Raw genomic sequence first — 18,477 nt, forward strand, 5'->3', positions numbered from 1 at the left:
GCCCCATGGCGGACATCCTCATCGGCACCTGCGGCTGGACCGACCCGGCACTCCTCACCAGCGGCTGGTACCCACCGGGCCACCGCGACGCCGAGAAACGCCTGCGCCACTACGCGACCCGCTTCCCCGTGGTCGAGGTCGACTCCCCGTACTACGCCCTGCCGACCGCGCGCACCACCACCCTGTGGGCGGAGCGCACACCGCCCGGCTTCCGCTTCGACGTCAAGGCGTTCTCCCTCCTCACCGGCCACTCCACCCGCCCGGCCGCGCTCCCCGCGGACCTGCGCGGCCACCGCCGCGACGAGGCCCTGCGCACGGAGGTCTGGGCACGCTACGCCGAGGCGGTCACCCCCCTGCGCGACGCCGGCCGACTGGGCACCCTCCTCTTCCAGTTCCCGCCCTCCCTCACCCCCGGCCCCGAGGCCGAGGCCTTCGTGCGCGCCGCCCGCGAACGCGCCCGCGACTGGCCGTTCGCCGTCGAGTTCCGCGACCCCGCCTGGTGGCGGACCGGCCGTACCGCCGCGTTCCTCGCGGACATCGACGCCTCCGCCGTGGCCACGGACACCGTCGAGGGCATGACGCCGGCCGTCGTGACCACCCCCCGCCTGGCCGTGGTCCGCTTCCACGGCCGCAGCCCCCTGTGGGGCACGGGCACGAAGGAGGAGCGCTTCCGCCACACCTACACACCGGCGGAACTGACCGAATGGCTGCCGCGCGTCCGGGACCTGTCCCGGCAGACCGGGGAACTGCACCTCCTCTTCAACAACTGCTGCGGCGACGCGGCGCCGAGGGCGGCACAGGCCATGCACGACCTGCTGACGACGGCGTTCCCGCACCAGCAGGACCGCACGAGCCGGGTGATCGCCTGACCGGGACCCGTACGGCCCGTACAGCCGCGTGCGTCCTCGCGCACGGGCGCGTCCCCACCCGACCGCGGGCGGAGCTGCCCCGGCCCGCTCCGGTTAGGCTCTGGCCAGGACGACCGAAGATCCGAGGGGAGACCACGGGGATGACGCCGGGGCGCACGAGCAGCACCTTCACCCGTCTGCTGCGGCACGGTTTCACCGACCCCTCCGCCGCCGAGCGCCTCCTGGACGGCCCCGAACTCGCCCCCGTCCGCGACGACCCGGTCCTCCTCGAAGCCCTCGCCGCCACCGCCGACCCCGACCTCGCCCTGCACGGCCTGGTCCGCCTCCTGGAGGCGCAGGACGGCCCCACGGCCCACCGCTCCCTGCTGGACACCCTCATCGCGGCCAAGCCCCTGCGCGACCGCCTCCTCGGCGTCCTCGGCGCCTCCGCCGCCCTCGCCGACCACCTGGCCCGCCACGCCACCGACTGGCAGGTCCTGGTCACGTACGAGCCGCAGGACCTGCACCCGGGCCTCACGGAGTTCGAACGAGGCCTGGCCGAGGCCGACGACCCGGTCACCCTCCGCGTCGCCTACCGCCGCTGCCTGCTCTCCATCGCCGCCCGGGACGTCTGCGGCACCACCGACGTGGCCGAGACCGCCGCGGAACTCGCCGACCTGGCCACCGCCACCCTCCGCGCGGCCCTGGCCATGGCCCGGCGCGCCGCCCCCGAGGACGCCGCGGCCTGCCGCCTCGCCGTGATCGCCATGGGCAAGTGCGGCGGCCACGAGCTCAACTACGTATCCGACGTGGACGTCATCTTCGTGGCCGAGGCGGCCGACGGCGCACCCGAGACCAAGGCCCTCAACTCCGCCACCCGGCTCGCCTCCCACCTCATGCGGATCTGCTCCGAGACGACCGTCGAGGGCTCCATCTGGCCGGTCGACGCCAACCTCCGCCCCGAGGGCCGCAACGGCCCCCTCGTGCGCACCCTCAGCAGCCACCTCGCCTACTACCAGCGCTGGGCGAAGACCTGGGAGTTCCAGGCCCTCCTCAAGGCCCGCCCGGTGGCCGGCGACGCCGACCTCGGCCAGGCCTACCTCGACGCGCTGCACCCCCTCGTGTGGCAGGCGGCGGACCGCGAGAACTTCGTGACGGACGTGCAGAGGATGCGCCGCCGCGTGGTGGAGAACATCCCCGCGGCCGAGATCGACCGCGAACTCAAACTCGGCCCCGGCGGGCTGCGCGACGTCGAGTTCGCCGTGCAGCTCCTCCAACTGGTGCACGGCCGCACCGACCCGGCCCTGCGCAGCGGCACCACCCTGGACGCCCTCCAGGCCCTCGCCGCCGGCGGCTACGTCGGCCGCGAGGACGCCGCCCGCCTGGACGAGGCGTACCGCTTCCTGCGCTCGATGGAGCACCGTATCCAGCTCTACCGCCTGCGCCGCACCCACCTCGTCCCCGAGGCGGAGGCGGACCAGCGCCGCCTCGGCCGCTCCCTGGGCCTGCGCACCGACCCGGTGACCGGCCTGAACCGCGAGTGGCGGCGGCACACCGGCGCCGTACGGCGGCTGCACGAGAAGCTCTTCTACCGCCCGCTGCTCGACGCCGTGGCCCAGTTGGCGCCCGGCGAGACGCGGCTGAGCCCCGAGGCGGCCCGCGCACGCCTGGTCGCCCTCGGCTACGCCGACCCGGCCGCCGCCCTGCGCCACCTGGAGGCCCTGGCCTCCGGGGTGACCCGCAAGGCGGCGATCCAGCGCACCCTGCTCCCGGTCCTGCTCGGCTGGTTCGCCGACTCGGCGGACCCCGACGCCGGCCTGCTCAACTTCCGCAAGGTCTCCGACGCGCTCGGCAAGACACCCTGGTACCTGCGGCTGCTGCGCGACGAGGGCGCCGCGGCCGAGAACCTGGCCCGCGTCCTGTCGGCGGGCCGCCTCGCCCCCGACCTGCTGATGCGCGCCCCCGAGGCGGTGGCCCTGCTGGGCGACGGCGACGCCGGCGGCCTCGCGCCCCGGGACCGCGTCCCCCTGGAACAGGAGATCATGGCCGCGGTGGGCCGCGCGGCCAACGCCGAGCAGGGCGTCACCGCGGCCCGCGGCGTCCGCCGCCGCGAGCTGTTCCGCACCACCGCCGCCGACATCGTCGGCTCCTACGGCACCGAGGCCAACGCCGCCGAGACCGACCAGGGCGCCCTCGTGGACCGGGTCGGCGCGGCCGTCTCCGACCTCACCGCGGCCACCCTCGCCGGCACTCTGCGCGCGGTCGTCCGGGACGGCTGGGGCGACACCCTGCCCACCCGGTTCGCGATCATCGGGATGGGCCGCTTCGGCGGGCACGAGCTGGGCTACGGCTCCGACGCGGACGTGCTGTTCGTGCACGAACCCCGCGACGGCGCGGACGAGCACGAGGCTTCCGCCGCCGCGAACAGGATCGTCGCCGAGATGCGCCGCCTGCTCCAGCTCCCCAGCGCCGACCCGCCGCTGCTCATCGACGCCGACCTGCGTCCGGAGGGCAAGTCGGGCCCGCTGGTGCGCACCCTGAAGTCGTACGAGGCGTACTACCGCCGCTGGTCCCTGGTCTGGGAGTCACAGGCGCTGCTGCGGGCCGAGCCGGTCGCCGGCGACGAGGACCTGGGCCGGCGCTTCACCGCCCTGGTCGACCCGCTGCGCTATCCGGCCGAGGGCCTCGGCGAGGAGGCGGTCCGCGAGATCCGCCGGCTGAAGGCACGGATGGAGTCCGAGCGGCTGCCCCGGGGCGCCGACCCCAAGCTGCACACCAAGCTCGGCCCCGGCGGCCTGTCCGACGTCGAGTGGACCGTCCAGCTCCTCCAGCTCCGCCACGCCCACCACGAGCCCGGCCTGCGCACCACCCGCACCCGCGAGGCCCTGGCCGCCGCCCGCGACGCCGGGCTGCTGCCGGCCGCGGAAGCGGAGATCCTGGACGAGGCGTGGGTGCTGGCCACCCGGGTGCGCAACGCGGTCATGCTGGTCCGCGGCCGGGCCGGGGACACCTTCCCCACCGAGCCCCGCGAGCTGGCCGCCGTCGGCCGCTACCTCGGCTACGGCGCCGGACACGCCGGGGACATGCTGGACGCCTACCGGCGCACCGCCCGCCGGGCGCGCACGGTCGTGGAGGAGCTGTTCTACGCGGACTGAACCGGCCACGCACACGGCAGGCGGTGCGGGACGCCGCGCCGTGGCGCTACGCGGACCGGCCGGCGGGCACCGGCTCACCCGCGGCCTGCACCGTCACCCGCCGCGGCAGCGCGTGCGGCAGGCTGCCGTACCAGAGCCGGGCCACCGCGAACCCGAAGCACAGACAGACCACGCCGCCCACCGCGTCGAGCCAGAAGTGGTTGGCCGTGGCGACGATCACGAGGAGGGTGGCCGCCGGGTACACCAGTCCCAGCACCCGCGCCCACGGCACCGAGGCCAGCGCGAAGACCGTCAGCCCGCACCACAGCGACCAGCCGATGTGCATCGACGGCATCGCCGCGTACTGGTTCGACATGTGCTTGAGGTCGCCGGACGCCATCGAGCCCCAGGTGTGGTGCCTCAGCACGGTGTCGACGAAGTGCCCGCCGTGCATGAGCCGGGGCGGCGCCAGCGGGAACAGGTAGTAACCGACCAGGGCCACGCCCGTCGTCGCGAACAGTGCCAGCCGGGTCGCCGCGTACCGGCCGGGATGCCACCGGTACAGCCACACCAGGACCCCGATCGTGATCACGAAGTGCAGTGTGGCGTAGTAGTAGTTCATGCCGACGATCAGCCAAGTCACCGAGTTGGCGGCGTGGTTGACCGACTGCTCGACGGCGACGCCCAGGTCGTGCTCGACGCGCCAGATCCAGCGCGCGTTGCGCAGCGCCTCGGCCCGCTGCTCCGGGACGGCGTTGCGGATCAGCGAGTACGTCCAGTAACTCACTGCGACCAGAAGGATCTCGAACCACAGCCGGGGCCGCCGCGGACGCCGCAGCCGTCCCAGCGGACCTCGTCCGGCCTCGCCCGTGACGACCCGCGGAACGGCCACCTGTTCGCGACCTTCCGGCTCTGTCACGGTCGAGTCACCCATAGACACAGAGTCTGCCAGAAAAGGTTTCTCCGCCGATCATCCCCTGGACGGATGTGCCGCGCACCTTCTGCGGGGCACGCTACGAGGCGCGCACGACGTGCGGGGCCGAGGCCGTGGAACCCCGCACCACCAGCTCCGGCATGAACACGAACTCGCTGTGCGGCGCCGGGGTCCCGCCGATCTCCTCCAGCAGCGTGCGCACCGCCGCCTGCCCCATCGCCGGGACCGGCTTGCGGACGGTGGTCAGCGGGGGGTCGGTGAAGGCGATGAGCGGGGAGTCGTCGAACCCGACCACCGACACGTCCCGGGGCACCTCCAGGCCCCGCTGCCGGGCCGCCCGTATCGCCCCCAGGGCCATCATGTCGCTGGCGCAGACCACCGCCGTACAGCCCCGCTCGATCAGCGCCGTGGCCGCCGCCTGACCGCCCTCCAGGGTGTACAGCGAGTGCTGGACCAGCTCCGTCTCGACGGTCTGCGCGGGGATGCCGAGCTGCTCCTGCACGGTCCGCACGAAGCCCTCGATCTTGCGCTGCACCGGCACGAACCGCTTCGGCCCGAGCGCCAGCCCGATCCGGGTGTGCCCCAGCGACACCAGGTGCGTCACCGCCAGCGCCATCGCCGCCCGGTCGTCGGGGGAGATGAACGGCGCCTGCACCTTCGGCGAGAAGCCGTCCACCAGCACGTACGGCACGCCCTGCGCGCGCAGCCGGTCGTAGCGCTGCATGTCGGCGGTGGTGTCGGCGTGCAGCCCGGAGACGTAGATGATCCCGGCGACCCCGCGGTCCACGAGCATCTCGGTCAGCTCGTCCTCCGTCGACCCGCCCGGGGTCTGCGTGGCGAGCACCGGTGTGTACCCCTGACGGGTCAGCGCCTGGCCGATGACCTGGGCCAGCGCCGGGAATATCGGGTTCTCCAGCTCCGGCGTGATCAGGCCCACCAGGCCCTCACTGCGCTGGCGCAGCCGCACCGGACGTTCGTAGCCGAGCACGTCCAGCGCGGCCAGCACGGACTGGCGGGTGGTGGCGGCGACGCCCGGCTTCCCGTTGAGGACCCGGCTGACGGTCGCTTCGCTCACCCCCGCCTGCGCGGCGATATCGGCAAGCCGTGTGGTCACGCCACTGGACTGTACCGGTCGTATGTCCCCTTGCACACCGGCCGGACGCCGGGCGCGGGCGGCCGCGGGGCCTGCCGTGGGTTGCTGCCTCATCGCGCTCCCTCGGATTCGTGGTGGCAAGAGCTTGCAGAGTCTTGCACAGGAGTCGTCCTCGCCGCTCAGCCGGTCCCCCGTTGGGTCGCACCGCGGTCGAGCGCCGGTCACGGGTGGGTAACCATCGTGTTCCCTTGCACTTTTTTTCTGCAAGGTCTTTCGCGACGCTTACATCGCTGTTACGTTCCCAGTCGCCCGGCCGCGGCAACGGCGCAGTCGGCAAGTCGCAGGGGCGGCGGACGGGGCCGCCTCCTGTACCACTCGGGCTTAACCCTCAAGGAGAACTCATGCGGCGTGGCATAGCGGCCTCCGCGCTGGTGGCGTCCCTCGCCCTCACGGCGACGGCGTGCGGCGGGAACGACAGCGACAGCGGAAAGTCGGACGGCCCGGTCACCATCACCTGGTGGGACACCTCCAACGCCACCAATGAGGCGCCGACGTACAAGACCCTGGTCCAGCAGTTCGAGAGCGCCAACAAGAACATCAAGGTCAAGTACGTCAACGTCCCCTTCGACCAGGCGCAGAACAAGTTCGACACCGCCGCCGGCGCCCAGGGCGCCCCGGACGTGCTGCGCTCCGAGGTCGGCTGGACCCCCGCCTTCGCCAAGAAGGGCTTCTTCCTGCCGCTGGACGGCACCGAGGCACTCGCCGACCGGGCGAAGTTTCAGCCCAGCCTGATCCAGCAGGCCCAGTACCAGGGCAAGACCTACGGCGTCCCGCTGGTGACCGACACCCTCGCCCTGGTCTACAACAAGGCGCTGTTCAAGAAGGCCGGCATCACCGAGGCGCCCAAGACGTGGGACGAGCTGAAGTCCGACGCCGCCAAGGTCCGGGCCAAGGCCGGGGCCGACGGCTACTGGGGCTCCACCCAGGGCTACTACGCCCAGACCTTCCTCTACGGCGAGGGCACCGACACCGTCGACGCCGCCGCCAAGAAGATCACCGTCGGCTCCGCCGCCGCCAAGAAGGCCTACGGCACCTGGCTGAGCACGTTCTCCGGCAAGGGCCTGCACAAGGCCGACACCACCGCCGACGCCTACGCCCACATCCAGGACGCGTTCGTCAACGGCAAGGTCGCCGCGATCATCCAGGGCCCGTGGGAGATCACGAACTTCTACCAGGGCGCGGCCTTCAAGGACAAGGCCAACCTCGGCATCGCCACCGTCCCGGCCGGCTCCTCCGGCAAGGCGGGCGCCCCGACCGGCGGCCACAACCTCTCGGTCTACGCCGGCTCGGACAAGGCCCACCAGGAGGCGGCCCTGAAGTTCGTCAAGTTCATGACCTCCGCGAAGTCCCAGGAGGCCGTCGCCCTGAAGAACTCCACCCTGCCGACCCGCTCCGACGCCTACACCGCCCAGGTCAAGGCCAACCCCGGCATCGCCGGCTACCAGGGCGTCCTCGCCGCCGCCCAGCCGCGCCCGGCGCTGCCCGAGTACAGCTCCCTGTGGGGCCCGCTGGACACCGAGCTGCCCAAGATCGCCTCGGGCCGGGAGTCCCTGGACAAGGGCCTGACCGACGTCGAGCTGGCCATCGCCAAGCTGGTGCCCGACTTCAGCAAGTGAGCCCGCGGTGGCCGTCGGATCCTCTCGTCAGGAGAGGAGGATCCGACGGCCACCGCCCTGTGCCCAGCCCGAACCCGTGATCTTTTGAAGGTGTCGAACCATGACAGTCGCCATCGACCGCGCGACCGGCAAGCGCCGCGGTGACCGCGCGCCTCGGCCCGGGCTGGGCCGGCGCATCAGACACGGCTGCCAGAAGCACTGGTACGCCTACGCGATGATCGCCCCGGTGGTCGCCGTACTCGGCGGCATCGTCGCCTACCCGCTCCTCCGCGGCGTCTACCTCACCCTCACCGACGCCAACAGCCTCAACTCGGCGCGCACCATCGGCGTCAACCACATCGACGCCACCTACCGGTTCATCGGCCTGGACAACTACAAGGACATCCTGTTCGGCCCGACGGCCTACGACCGCTTCTGGTCGCACTTCCTGTGGACCGTCTTCTGGACGGCCGCCTGCGTGGTCCTGCACTACGCCATCGGTCTCGGCCTCGCGCTCATGCTCGACCAGAAGCTGCGCGGCCGCACCGTCTACCGGCTGCTGCTCGTGCTGCCCTGGGCCGTACCGACCTTCGTCACCGTCTTCTCCTGGCGGATCATGCTCGCCGACTCCGGCGTGCTCAACCAGCTCCTCGGCGCCCTCCACCTGCCCCAGCCGCAGTGGCTGGAGGACACGTTCTGGCAGCGGTTCGCCGCCATCATGGTCAACACCTGGTGCGGCGTGCCGTTCATGATGCTCTCCCTGCTCGGCGGCCTGCAGTCCATCGACTCCTCGCTCTACGAGGCCGCGGAGATGGACGGCGCCACCGCCTGGCAGCGCTTCCGGCACGTCACCCTGCCCGGTCTGCGCTCGGTCAGCTCCACCGTCGTCCTGCTCGGTGTCATCTGGACCTTCAACCAGTTCGCCATCATCTTCCTGCTGTTCGGCCCGACCGGCGCGCCCGACGCCCAGATCCTCGTCACCTGGGCCTACTACCTCGGCTTCGGCCAGCAGCCGCGTGACTTCGCCCAGTCCGCCGCGTACGGCGTGCTGCTGCTGTCGGTCCTGACCGTCTTCACCTCCTTCTACTTCCGCTGGCTGAAGCGCAATGACCAGCTCGCCGTCTGACGCCGCAGGAGCCGCCGCCATGAGCACCCCGACCCTGGAAATGACCGAGGCCGCACCGGCCCCCGCCGCCGCGGCCGGGCGCCGCACCCGCCGGCGCGGCGAGCGCGGCCCGCTCGGCACCGCCCTGCTGCACGGCGGCCTCACCGCGGCGAGCCTCATCGCCCTGGCCCCGGTGGCCTGGCTGTTCTACCTGTCCCTCGGCCCGGACAAGGACGACTACCTGCACCCGGGCAAGATCGCGGACAAGCTGACCATCGGCAACTACCGCTTCGTGCTGGAGCACACCGCCTTCTTCGACTGGTTCAGGTCGACGATGATCGTGGCCCTCGGCACCACCGTCATCGGTGTCTTCGTCGCCGCGACCACCGGCTACGCGGTCTCCCGCATGCGCTTCCCCGGCTACAAGCAGCTCATGTGGGTCCTGCTGCTCACCCAGGCCTTCCCGATCGCCATCCTGATCGTGCCGATGTACGAGATCTTCGGCGAACTCGGCCTCATCGACACCTACTGGTCGCTGATCATCGTCAACTGCACCACCGCGGTGCCGTACAGCGCGTGGCTGCTCAAGGGCTACTTCGACACCATCCCCTTCGAGATCGACGAGGCCGGACGCGTGGACGGGCTCAGCCCGTTCGGGACGTTCTTCCGGCTGGTCCTGCCGCTGGCCCGCCCGGGCCTGGCCGTCGCCGCGTTCTACAACTTCATCACCGCCGTCGGCGAGGTCGCCTTCGCGACCACCTTCATGCTGGACGACTCCAAGTACACCTTCGCCGTCGGCCTCCAGACCTTCGTCAGCGAACACGACGCCCAGTGGAACTACATGGCCGCCACCGCGGTGCTGATCGCCATACCCGTGACCGTGTTCTTCTACCTCGTGCAGAAGAACCTCGTCACCGGCCTCACCGCCGGCGGCACCAAGGGCTGACGCCCGCCGGGGAGTGACTCCCGCGCGGCCCCGCCGCGCGGGCGGGCGGGCCGCGGTGGCCTTCCCCCCGCTGTCCGAGCGGGGGGACGACCGCACCCCGCCGGCCCCGCGGCCCGCCTCGTACCCTCCGTCCGCCGCCGTACCCACGACCACCATGCCCCTGTCACGTATCAAGGACGCCATGAGCCAGCAGCACTCCGCCGCACCGGCCCGCCACCTCGCCGCCACCGTCGCCCACCGCCGCGACTGGTGGCGGGACGCGGTCATCTACCAGGTCTATCCGCGCAGCTTCGCCGACAGCAACGGCGACGGCATGGGCGACCTGGAAGGCGTACGCTCCCGCCTGCCGTACCTGCGCGACCTCGGCGTCGACGCCGTGTGGCTGAGCCCGTTCTACGCCTCCCCGCAGGCCGACGCCGGCTACGACGTCGCCGACTACCGCGCCGTCGACCCCATGTTCGGCAGCCTCCTCGACGCCGACGCGCTCATCCGCGACGCCCACGGACTGGGGCTGCGGATCATCGTCGACCTGGTCCCCAACCACTCCTCCGACCAGTACGAGTGGTTCAGGCGCGCCCTCGCGGAGGGCCCCGGCTCGCCGCTGCGGGAGCGCTACCACTTCCGGCCCGGCAAGGGGAGGAACGGCGAACTGCCGCCCAACGACTGGGAGTCCATCTTCGGCGGCCCGGCCTGGACCCGGGTGACCGAGCCGGACGGCACCCCCGGCGAGTGGTACCTGCACCTGTTCGCCCCCGAGCAGCCCGACTTCAACTGGAACCACCCGGCCGTCGGTGACGAGTTCCGCTCGATCCTGCGCTTCTGGCTGGACATGGGCGTCGACGGCTTCCGGATCGACGTGGCCCACGGCCTGGTCAAGGCGGAGGGCCTGCCCGACCTCGGCTCGCACGAACAGCTCAAACTGCTGGGCAACGATGTCATGCCGTTCTTCGACCAGGACGGCGTGCACGACATCTACCGCCAGTGGCGCGGGATCCTCGACGAGTACGCGGGTGAGCGGATCTTCGTGGCCGAGGCCTGGACCCCGACCGTCGAGCGCACCGCCCACTACGTCCGCCCCGATGAACTGCACCAGGCATTCAACTTCCAGTACCTGGGCACCGAGTGGGACGCCGGTGAACTCCGCGCCGTCATCGACCGCACCCTGGAGGCCATGCGCCCGGTCGGCGCGCCCGCGACCTGGGTACTGTCCAACCACGACGTCACCCGGCACGCCACCCGCTTCGCCAACCCGCCCGGCCTCGGCACCCAGATCCGCACCGCGGGCGACCGCGAACTGGGTCTCAGGCGGGCCCGGGCGGCCACCCTGCTGATGCTGGCCCTGCCCGGCTCGGCCTACGTCTACCAGGGCGAGGAGCTGGGCCTCCCGGACGTCGTCGACCTGCCCGACGAGGTGCGCCAGGACCCGGCGTACTTCCGCGGCGCCGGCCAGGACGGCTTCCGCGACGGCTGCCGGGTGCCGATCCCGTGGACCCGCGAGGGGGCGTCGTACGGCTTCGGCGACGGCGGAAGCTGGCTTCCGCAGCCGGCCCAGTGGGGCGAGCTGAGCGTCCAGGCGCAGACCGGCGCGCCCGGCTCCACCCTGGAGCTGTACCGCGCCGCGCTGCGGCTGCGCCGGTCGCGGCCGGACCTCGGCGCGGGCGACGCGGTGGAGTGGCTGCGGGCGCCCGAGGGCGTACTGGCCTTCCGGCGCGGCGACTTCGTCTGCGTCGCGAACACCACGGCCGAGGCGGTACGGATCCCGGCGTACGGCCGGGTGCTGCTCAGCAGCGGCGAGATCGCGGAATCCGGTGACGAGGCGAAGGTGCCCGCCGACACGACCGTGTGGTGGTCCGCCGCGGTCTGACGGGCCGTCCGAAAGTTACTCGCATCAACTTCATGACGGCCCGCTGCCTTTCCGGCAGCGGGCCTTTAACATCTGCGTCACCGCAAGTTTCCGCAACATTGCAGCAAGAACCTTCAACGTCGAAGGACCCCACATGGCACGCAGGATCCTCCCCGCGGGGCTCGCCCTCGCAGCCGCACTCATGATTGGCATGAACCCGACCACCGCTGAGGCCTCCCCGCCCGGCACCAAGGACGTCACCGCGGTCCTCTTCGAGTGGAACTTCGCCTCGGTAGCCCGGGAGTGCACCACCACCCTCGGCCCCGCCGGATACGGCTACGTCCAGGTGTCCCCGCCCGCCGAGCACATACAGGGCTCGCAGTGGTGGACGTCGTACCAGCCGGTGTCCTACAGGATCGCCGGCCGTCTCGGCGACCGGGCCGCCTTCCAGAACATGGTGAACACCTGCCACGCGGCGGGCGTCAAGGTCGTCGCCGACACGGTCATCAACCACATGTCGGCCGGCAGCGGCAGCGGCACCGGCACCGGCGGCACGTCGTACACGAAGTACGACTACCCCGGGCTGTACTCCTCGTACGACTTCGACGACTGCACCTCCCAGGTCGGCAACTACGCGGACCGCTGGAACGTCCAGCACTGCGAACTCGTCGGCCTGGCCGACCTGGACACCGGCGAGGACCACGTCCGCAAGACGATCGCCGGCTACCTGAACGACCTGCTCTCCCTCGGCGTCGACGGCTTCCGCATCGACGCGGCCAAGCACATCGACAGCGCCGACCTGGCCGACATCAAGAGCCGCCTGACCAACCCCGGCGTCTACTGGAAGCAGGAGGTGATCTACGGCGCCGGAGAGGCCGTCCAGCCCACCGAGTACACCGGCAACGGAGATGTCCAGGAGTTCCGCTACGCCTACGACCTCAAGCGCGTCTTCACCAGCGAGAAGCTGGCCTACCTGAGCAACTACGGCGAGGGCTGGGGCTATCTGAACAGCTCCTTGGCGGGCGTCTTCGTGGACAACCACGACTCCGAGCGCAACGGCAGCACCCTGAACTACAAGGCCGGCGCCCGGTACACCCTGGCCAATGTCTTCATGCTCGCCTGGCCGTACGGCGCCCCCGACATCAACTCCGGCTACGAGTGGACCGACGCCGACGCCGGCCCGCCCAACGGAGGGAAGGTCAACGCCTGCTGGCAGGACGGCTGGAAGTGCCAGCACGCCTGGCCGGAGATCAGGTCCATGGTGGCCTTCCGCAACGCCACCCGCGGCCAGGCGGTCTCCAACTGGTGGGACGACGGCAACAACGCCATCGCCTTCGGGCGCGGCACCAAGGGGTACGTGGCGATCAACCACGAGACCTCGTCGCTGACCCGCACCTACCAGACGTCGCTCGCGGCCGGCACCTACTGCAACGTCCAGAACAACACCACGGTGACCGTGAACTCCGGCGGTCGGTTCACCGCCACCCTGGGCCCGGACACGGCCCTGGCGCTCTACGCCGGCAGGTCGAGCTGCTGACCCGTCAGCCCCCCGTCCCTGAAATGTCTTGCCAATGGTTTCAGGACTATTGCTGAAATCTTTTCGCCGGCGGTACGGTCGCGCGGGCGCCCGGCGGCGCAGCGTGCCGCCGGCGTCGGGGTCGCCCCCAAGAGAGCCGCAACCGCAAGGAGTTACCGCCTGTGATACCGAGATGGCCGGCGCCCCGCACGCGCCGTACCCCGCGTCGCAGAAGGGCGGCGGCCGTCACCGTCGTCGCCCTGGCCGCAGCCCTGGTCCAGCCACTGGCCGCCCGGGCCGCCACCCCGCCCGCGCCCCCCTCGGACGCGAAGCTCGCCGCGAGCGCCACGGCGAGCAGCACCACGGGCACCCCGCCCGCAGCCGAGGTGCCCACGGCCACCTCCCGGGACTACGCGGTCGTCCACTACAAGCGCACCGACGGCGACTACGCCGACTGGAACCTGTACGCCTGGGGAGACCTCGCCGACGGCGAGGCCACGAACTGGCCGGCCGGCCACCCCTTCACCGGCCGGGACGCCTACGGCGCCTTCGCCTACGTCAGGCTCGAACCGGGCGCCTCGAACGCCGGCTTCCTGGTCGTCGACAAGGACGGCGACAAGGACGTCACCGCCGACCGGTCGATCGACGTCACCAGGACGGGTGAGGTGTGGATCGAGCAGGGCAAGGCCGACGTCCGCACCCAGCGCCCCGAGTACCCCGCCCAGGACAGAACCAAGGCCGTCCTCCACTACCACCGGGCCGACGGGAACTACGACGGCTGGGGCCTGCACGTCCGGACGGGTGCCGCACACCCCACCGACTGGTCGAAACCCCTGGAGCCGGTGCGGACCGACCCCTACGGCGCGGTCTTCGAGGTGCCCCTCACCGAGGGCGCCGGCAGCCTCGGCTACATCGTCCACAAGGGCGACGAGAAGGACCTCCCGACCGACCGGTCCCTGGACCTCACCGCCGACGGCCACGAGGTGTGGCTGCTGAACGGCCAGGAGCACGACCTGCTGCCGCAGCCCGCGGACAACGCCGCCGCGCTCGACCTGACCACCTCCCAGGCGGTCTGGATCGACCGGGACACGGTGGCCTGGAACGGCACCGACGGTGCCGCCTCCACCCAGTTGCTGTACTCCGCCGACGGCTCGATCGCCGTCAAGAACGGGACGCTGACCAGCGACGACGAGCGCTGGCTGCGGCTGACGAAGACCGCGCTCACCGACGCGCAGAAGGCGCGGTTCCCGCATCTGAAGGGCTGCACGGCCTGGTCCGTGGACCCGCGCGACCGGGACCGGGTGCGCGAGGCGCTCACCGGCCAGCTCGTCGCCTCGCAGCGGTCCGCCGACGGTGCCGTGCTCGCCGCGACCGGCGTGCAGACCGCCGGCGTGCTGGACGACCTCTACCCCGGCGCCACCAAGGCCCGGCTGGGCCCGGTCTTCCACCACGGGAAGCCGACCCTCTCCGTCTGGGCGCCGACGGCCCGCTCCGTCCGTCTCGACCTGGACGGCCGCGGCGTCGCGATGCACCGGGACACCGCCACCGGCGTCTGGTCCGTCACCGGCCCCGCGTCCTGGAAGGACAAGCCCTACCGGTACGTCGTACGGGTGTGGGCGCCCAGTGTCCGCAAGCTGGTCACCGACAAGGTCACCGACCCCTACTCCGTCGCCCTCACGGCCGACTCCGAGCGCAGCCTCGTCACCGACCTGAACGACGCGTCCCTGGCGCCGGCCGGCTGGTCGGCGCTGCGCAAGCCCCGGGCCGTACCGCTGCGGGATGCGCAGATCCAGGAGCTGCACATCCGGGACTTCTCCGTCGGGGACCGCACCGCGAAGCACCCGGGCACCTACCTGGCCTTCACCGACAAGGACAGTGACGGGTCCAGGCACCTGAAGGCGCTGGCGAAGGCGGGCACGTCGTACGTGCACCTGCTGCCCGCGTTCGACATCGCCACGATCCCCGAGAAGAAGGCCGACCAGGCGACCCCGGACTGCGACCTGGCCGCCCTGCCGGCCGACTCCGACCGGCAGCAGGAGTGCGTCGCGAAGACCGCCGCGAAGGACGCCTACAACTGGGGGTACGACCCGTACCACTACACCGTCCCCGAGGGCTCGTACGCCACCGACCCGGACGGCACGGCCCGCACGGTCCAGTTCCGCAAGATGGTCAAGGCGCTGAACGAGGACGGCCTGCGGGTCGTCATGGACGTCGTCTACAACCACACCGCGGCGAGCGGCCGGGCGGACACCTCCGTGCTCGACAAGATCGTGCCCGGCTACTACCAGCGGCTCCTGGCCGACGGCTCGGTCGCCGACAGCACCTGCTGCGCCGACACGGCGCCCGAGAACGCCATGATGGGCAAGCTGGTCGTGGACTCGATCGTCACCTGGGCGAAGCAGTACAAGGTGGACGGGTTCCGCTTCGACCTCATGGGCCACCACCCCAAGGCCAACATCCTCGCCGTCCGCAAGGCCCTGGACGCGCTGACCCCGGAGAAGGACGGCGTCGACGGCAGGAAGATCATCCTCTACGGCGAGGGCTGGAACTTCGGCGAGGTCGCCGACGACGCCCGGTTCGTGCAGGCCACCCAGAAGAACATGGCCGGCACCGGCATCGCCACCTTCTCCGACCGCGCCCGCGACGCCGTGCGCGGCGGCAGCCCCTTCGACTCCGACCCCGGCGTGCAGGGCTTCGCCTCCGGGCTCTACACCGACCCCAACTCCTCCACCGCCAACGGCTCCGAGGCGGAACAGAGGACCCGGCTCCTGCACTACCAGGACCTGATCAGGATCGGCCTCACCGGCAACCTGAAGTCGTTCGCCTTCACCGACACCGACGGCAAGCAGGTCACGGGCTCCGAGGTCGACTACAACGGCTCGCCCGCCGGATACGCGGACGCGCCCGGCGACGCCCTCGCCTACGCCGACGCCCACGACAACGAATCCCTCTTCGACACGCTGACCTACAAACTGCCCGCCTCGACAAGCGCCGCCGACCGGGCCCGGATGCAGGTCCTGGCGATGGCCACGGCCACCCTCTCCCAGGGACCGTCGCTCTCCCAGGCGGGCACCGACCTGCTGCGGTCCAAGTCCCTGGACCGCAACTCGCACGACAGCGGGGACTGGTTCAACGCCATCCACTGGAACTGCGCCGACGGCAACGGCTTCGGACGCGGACTGCCCATGGCCGCCGACAACCGGTCCAAGTGGACGTACGCCCGACCGCTGCTCACCACGGTGAAGGCCGGCTGTCCGCAGATCACCGGGGCCTCGGCCGCCTACCAGGACCTGCTGAGGATCCGGACGAGCGAGAAGGCCTTCTCCCTCGGCACGGCCGCCCAGGTGCAGGACCGGCTGTCCTTCCCCCTGTCCGGCAAGGACGAGACACCCGGCGTGATCACCATGCGCCTCGGTGGCCTGGTCGTCGTCCTCAACGCCACCCCGCACCGGCAGGAGCAGCGGATCGGCGCCCTCGCCGGCACGCACTACCGGCTGCACCCGGTGCAGGCGGCCGGTGCCGACCCGGTGGTGAGGACCGCCTCCTACGCGGCCGGCCCGGGTACCTTCACCGTGCCGGCGCGGACCGTGGCGGTGTTCACCAGGACCGGGAACTAGGCTGACACCGTTGCCGTGGAACAGGAGTGCGCATGCCGCAGATCACCATCGACTACTCCGACACCGTGCAAGACGCCTTCGACCGCGAGGGGTTCGCGCGGGCGCTGCACGAGGCGACCGTGGAGATCGCGGCGGCGAAGCCGGAAGCCTGCAAGACGCAGTTCCGGCCGAGCGCGTACACGGTGTTCGGGTACGAGGATCCCGAGGCGCGCGGGCACGCCGTCGTGCACGTGACGATCGGGCTCCTCGCCGGCCGCAGCGAGGAGACGAAGGCGAGGCTCACCGGGGCGGTCCTGGAACTGCTCCGCGAGCACGTGGCTCAGGCGGCGGTCACCCTGCACGCCTCCGCCGAGGTCCGTGACCTCGACGCGTCGTACCGCAAGTTCGACCGGTAGGCACCGCTCAGGACGCCAGGGACACGAGCCGGCCGGCCAGCTCCGCGAAGGGGCCGTCGGCCGGCTCGTCCCGCATCATCGTGCGCAGCAGCGCCGCCGTGTCCGGGTCGTAGGCGGCACTGACGGCGGCCAGCGCGGCGAAGTCGTGCACGAGCTGCGTCTCCAGCTCGGCGCGCGGGACGCGGCGGCCGTCCAGCCAGAGCAGGGCCGTGGACTCGGCCAGCGAGATCCAGGAGCGGACGACCAGCTCCAGACGTGCGGACGCCTCGGCCACGCCGAGATGCGACAGGATCCGGTCGTACGCGGCCTGCCGTACGGAGTCGATGAGCGCGTTGGTCGCCGACGCGTGCTCCCGGGAGCCCACGCCGTCCGCGGGCACGGCGGGGCCGCCGCGCATCAGCGCCGAGAAACCGGGCCCGTGGTCGTCCACGAAGTCGAAGTAGCGGCGCATCACACGCAGCAGCCGGGCGCCGAGCGGGCCCTCGTGCGGCTCGTCGAAGCGGCTCGCGAGATCCTCCGCGGCCCGCTGCAACGCGGCCTCGTACAGGCTGAGTTTGCCGGGGAAGTAGTGGTAGACGAGCGGGCGCGAGATGCCCGCCGCCGTCGCTATCTCGTCGATGGAGACCTCGTCGGGCGAACGCCGGCTGAAGAGGTCGAGGGCGACACCGATCAGTTGCTGCCGCCGCTCCTCGACGCCCATCCTGCGGCGAACCCCGGTACTCATGCGAACACCTTACCGATCAGATTCGGCCGCCGGTGTTCACCTGTCGAGCACCAGGCGGTCGCTCCGGGCCCGTGAGACGCAGATCAGCAGGGAGTCGGCCCGCTCCGCGGCCGTCAGCAGCTCGTCGCGGTGATCGACCTCGCCCTCCAGCACCCGCTGTCGGCAGGTCCCGCAGAACCCCTGCTCGCACGAGTAGGGCGGTGTCCGGCAGCGCGCGCCGCACGGCGGCCAGCACCGTGGAACCGGCCGGCACCGTCAGGGTCCGCCCGCTGCGGCGCAGTTCGAGCTGGAACTCCGCGTCGCCGCCGCCCCCGGCACCGGGCGCGAACCGCTCCGCGTGCAGGGTCACCCCGGCGGGCAGCCGATCCCGTACCGCCGCCGTCGGACCCTCCGGGCCGCAGCAGTACACCGCCGTTCCCTCGGTCACGTCCGCGAACAGCGCGTCCAGGTCCGGCCGCCCGTCCTCGGCGACGACCGTCAGCCTCCCCCCGCCGGCCCCGTCCCGGCGAGCCCGCGCAGCCGGTCCAGGTACGGCATCGACGCCCGCGTCCGCGTACAGCAGCCGTCGCTCGGCGCCCTCCGGCAGGGCCCGCAGCATAGGCAGGATCGGGGTGATGCCGATACCGCCGGCGACGAAGACGTACGACTCCGCCTGCTTTGAGGGCGA

The 18,477-nt window shown here is 71.8% G+C and carries 11 protein-coding genes and 2 pseudogenes; 9 read left to right on the plus strand and 4 right to left on the minus strand.

Annotated elements, in window-relative coordinates; all coding sequences use genetic code 11:
- The first annotated feature begins 5 nt into the window (after positions 1-5).
- A complete protein-coding gene (locus D9753_RS25475) occupies positions 6-869 on the plus strand; it encodes a DUF72 domain-containing protein (RefSeq protein WP_121791283.1) in 864 nt (287 codons plus the stop codon).
- A 140-nt stretch (positions 870-1,009) separates the two neighbouring features.
- Positions 1,010-4,003: a bifunctional [glutamine synthetase] adenylyltransferase/[glutamine synthetase]-adenylyl-L-tyrosine phosphorylase gene (locus D9753_RS25480; RefSeq protein ID WP_121789107.1), complete on the plus strand. Its 2,994-nt coding sequence runs from the start codon at positions 1,010-1,012 to the stop codon at positions 4,001-4,003.
- Positions 4,004-4,049: 46 nt separating this feature from the next.
- Here the strand turns inward: D9753_RS25480 and D9753_RS25485 are convergent, their stop codons facing one another.
- A complete protein-coding gene (locus D9753_RS25485) occupies positions 4,050-4,916 on the minus strand; it encodes a phosphatase PAP2 family protein (protein WP_121789108.1) in 867 nt (288 codons plus the stop codon).
- A gap of 79 nt (positions 4,917-4,995) precedes the next feature.
- Complete coding sequence (locus D9753_RS25490; RefSeq protein WP_121789109.1) at positions 4,996-6,030, minus strand: LacI family DNA-binding transcriptional regulator; 1,035 nt, start codon at positions 6,028-6,030, stop codon at positions 4,996-4,998.
- Between the two features lie 380 nt (positions 6,031-6,410).
- On the opposite strand from D9753_RS25490, the gene D9753_RS25495 reads away from it, so the two are divergent.
- The 7 genes and pseudogenes from D9753_RS25495 to D9753_RS25525 all read left to right on the plus strand — a co-directional run bounded on the left by D9753_RS25495 (position 6,411) and on the right by D9753_RS25525 (position 17,086).
- Positions 6,411-7,685 carry an extracellular solute-binding protein gene (locus D9753_RS25495; RefSeq protein ID WP_121789110.1) on the plus strand — a complete coding sequence of 425 codons (1,275 nt, stop codon included), beginning with the start codon at positions 6,411-6,413 and terminating at the stop codon, positions 7,683-7,685.
- 100 nt (positions 7,686-7,785) lie between these two features.
- Positions 7,786-8,790, plus strand: a complete 1,005-nt coding sequence (locus D9753_RS25500) for a carbohydrate ABC transporter permease (RefSeq protein WP_121789111.1) — start codon at positions 7,786-7,788, stop codon at positions 8,788-8,790.
- Positions 8,791-8,809: 19 nt separating this feature from the next.
- On the plus strand, positions 8,810-9,715 hold the full coding sequence (locus D9753_RS25505) for a sugar ABC transporter permease (protein WP_121789112.1): 906 nt from the start codon (positions 8,810-8,812) through the stop codon (positions 9,713-9,715).
- 181 nt (positions 9,716-9,896) lie between these two features.
- Positions 9,897-11,579, plus strand: coding sequence for a glycoside hydrolase family 13 protein (locus D9753_RS25510; protein ID WP_121791284.1), 1,683 nt, complete (start codon positions 9,897-9,899; stop codon positions 11,577-11,579).
- A 133-nt stretch (positions 11,580-11,712) separates the two neighbouring features.
- On the plus strand, positions 11,713-13,095 hold the full coding sequence (locus tag D9753_RS25515; RefSeq protein ID WP_205614259.1) for an alpha-amylase: 1,383 nt from the start codon (positions 11,713-11,715) through the stop codon (positions 13,093-13,095).
- A gap of 317 nt (positions 13,096-13,412) precedes the next feature.
- A pseudogene (gene pulA / locus D9753_RS25520) lies at positions 13,413-16,691 on the plus strand (pullulanase-type alpha-1,6-glucosidase); the annotation flags it as partial.
- A gap of 32 nt (positions 16,692-16,723) precedes the next feature.
- Entirely contained in the window at positions 16,724-17,086 is a 363-nt protein-coding gene (locus D9753_RS25525) for a 5-carboxymethyl-2-hydroxymuconate Delta-isomerase (protein ID WP_121789113.1), read from the plus strand.
- Between the two features lie 7 nt (positions 17,087-17,093).
- Here the strand turns inward: D9753_RS25525 and D9753_RS25530 are convergent, their stop codons facing one another.
- Positions 17,094-17,810, minus strand: coding sequence for a TetR/AcrR family transcriptional regulator (locus tag D9753_RS25530; RefSeq protein ID WP_121789114.1), 717 nt, complete (start codon positions 17,808-17,810; stop codon positions 17,094-17,096).
- Positions 17,811-17,846: 36 nt separating this feature from the next.
- Positions 17,847-18,474, minus strand: a pseudogene (locus D9753_RS25535) (flavin reductase family protein); the annotation flags it as partial.
- Between the last annotated feature and the right edge of the window lie 3 nt (positions 18,475-18,477).

The sequence above is a fragment of the Streptomyces dangxiongensis genome (assembly GCF_003675325.1).
Lineage (GTDB): Bacteria > Actinomycetota > Actinomycetes > Streptomycetales > Streptomycetaceae > Streptomyces > Streptomyces dangxiongensis.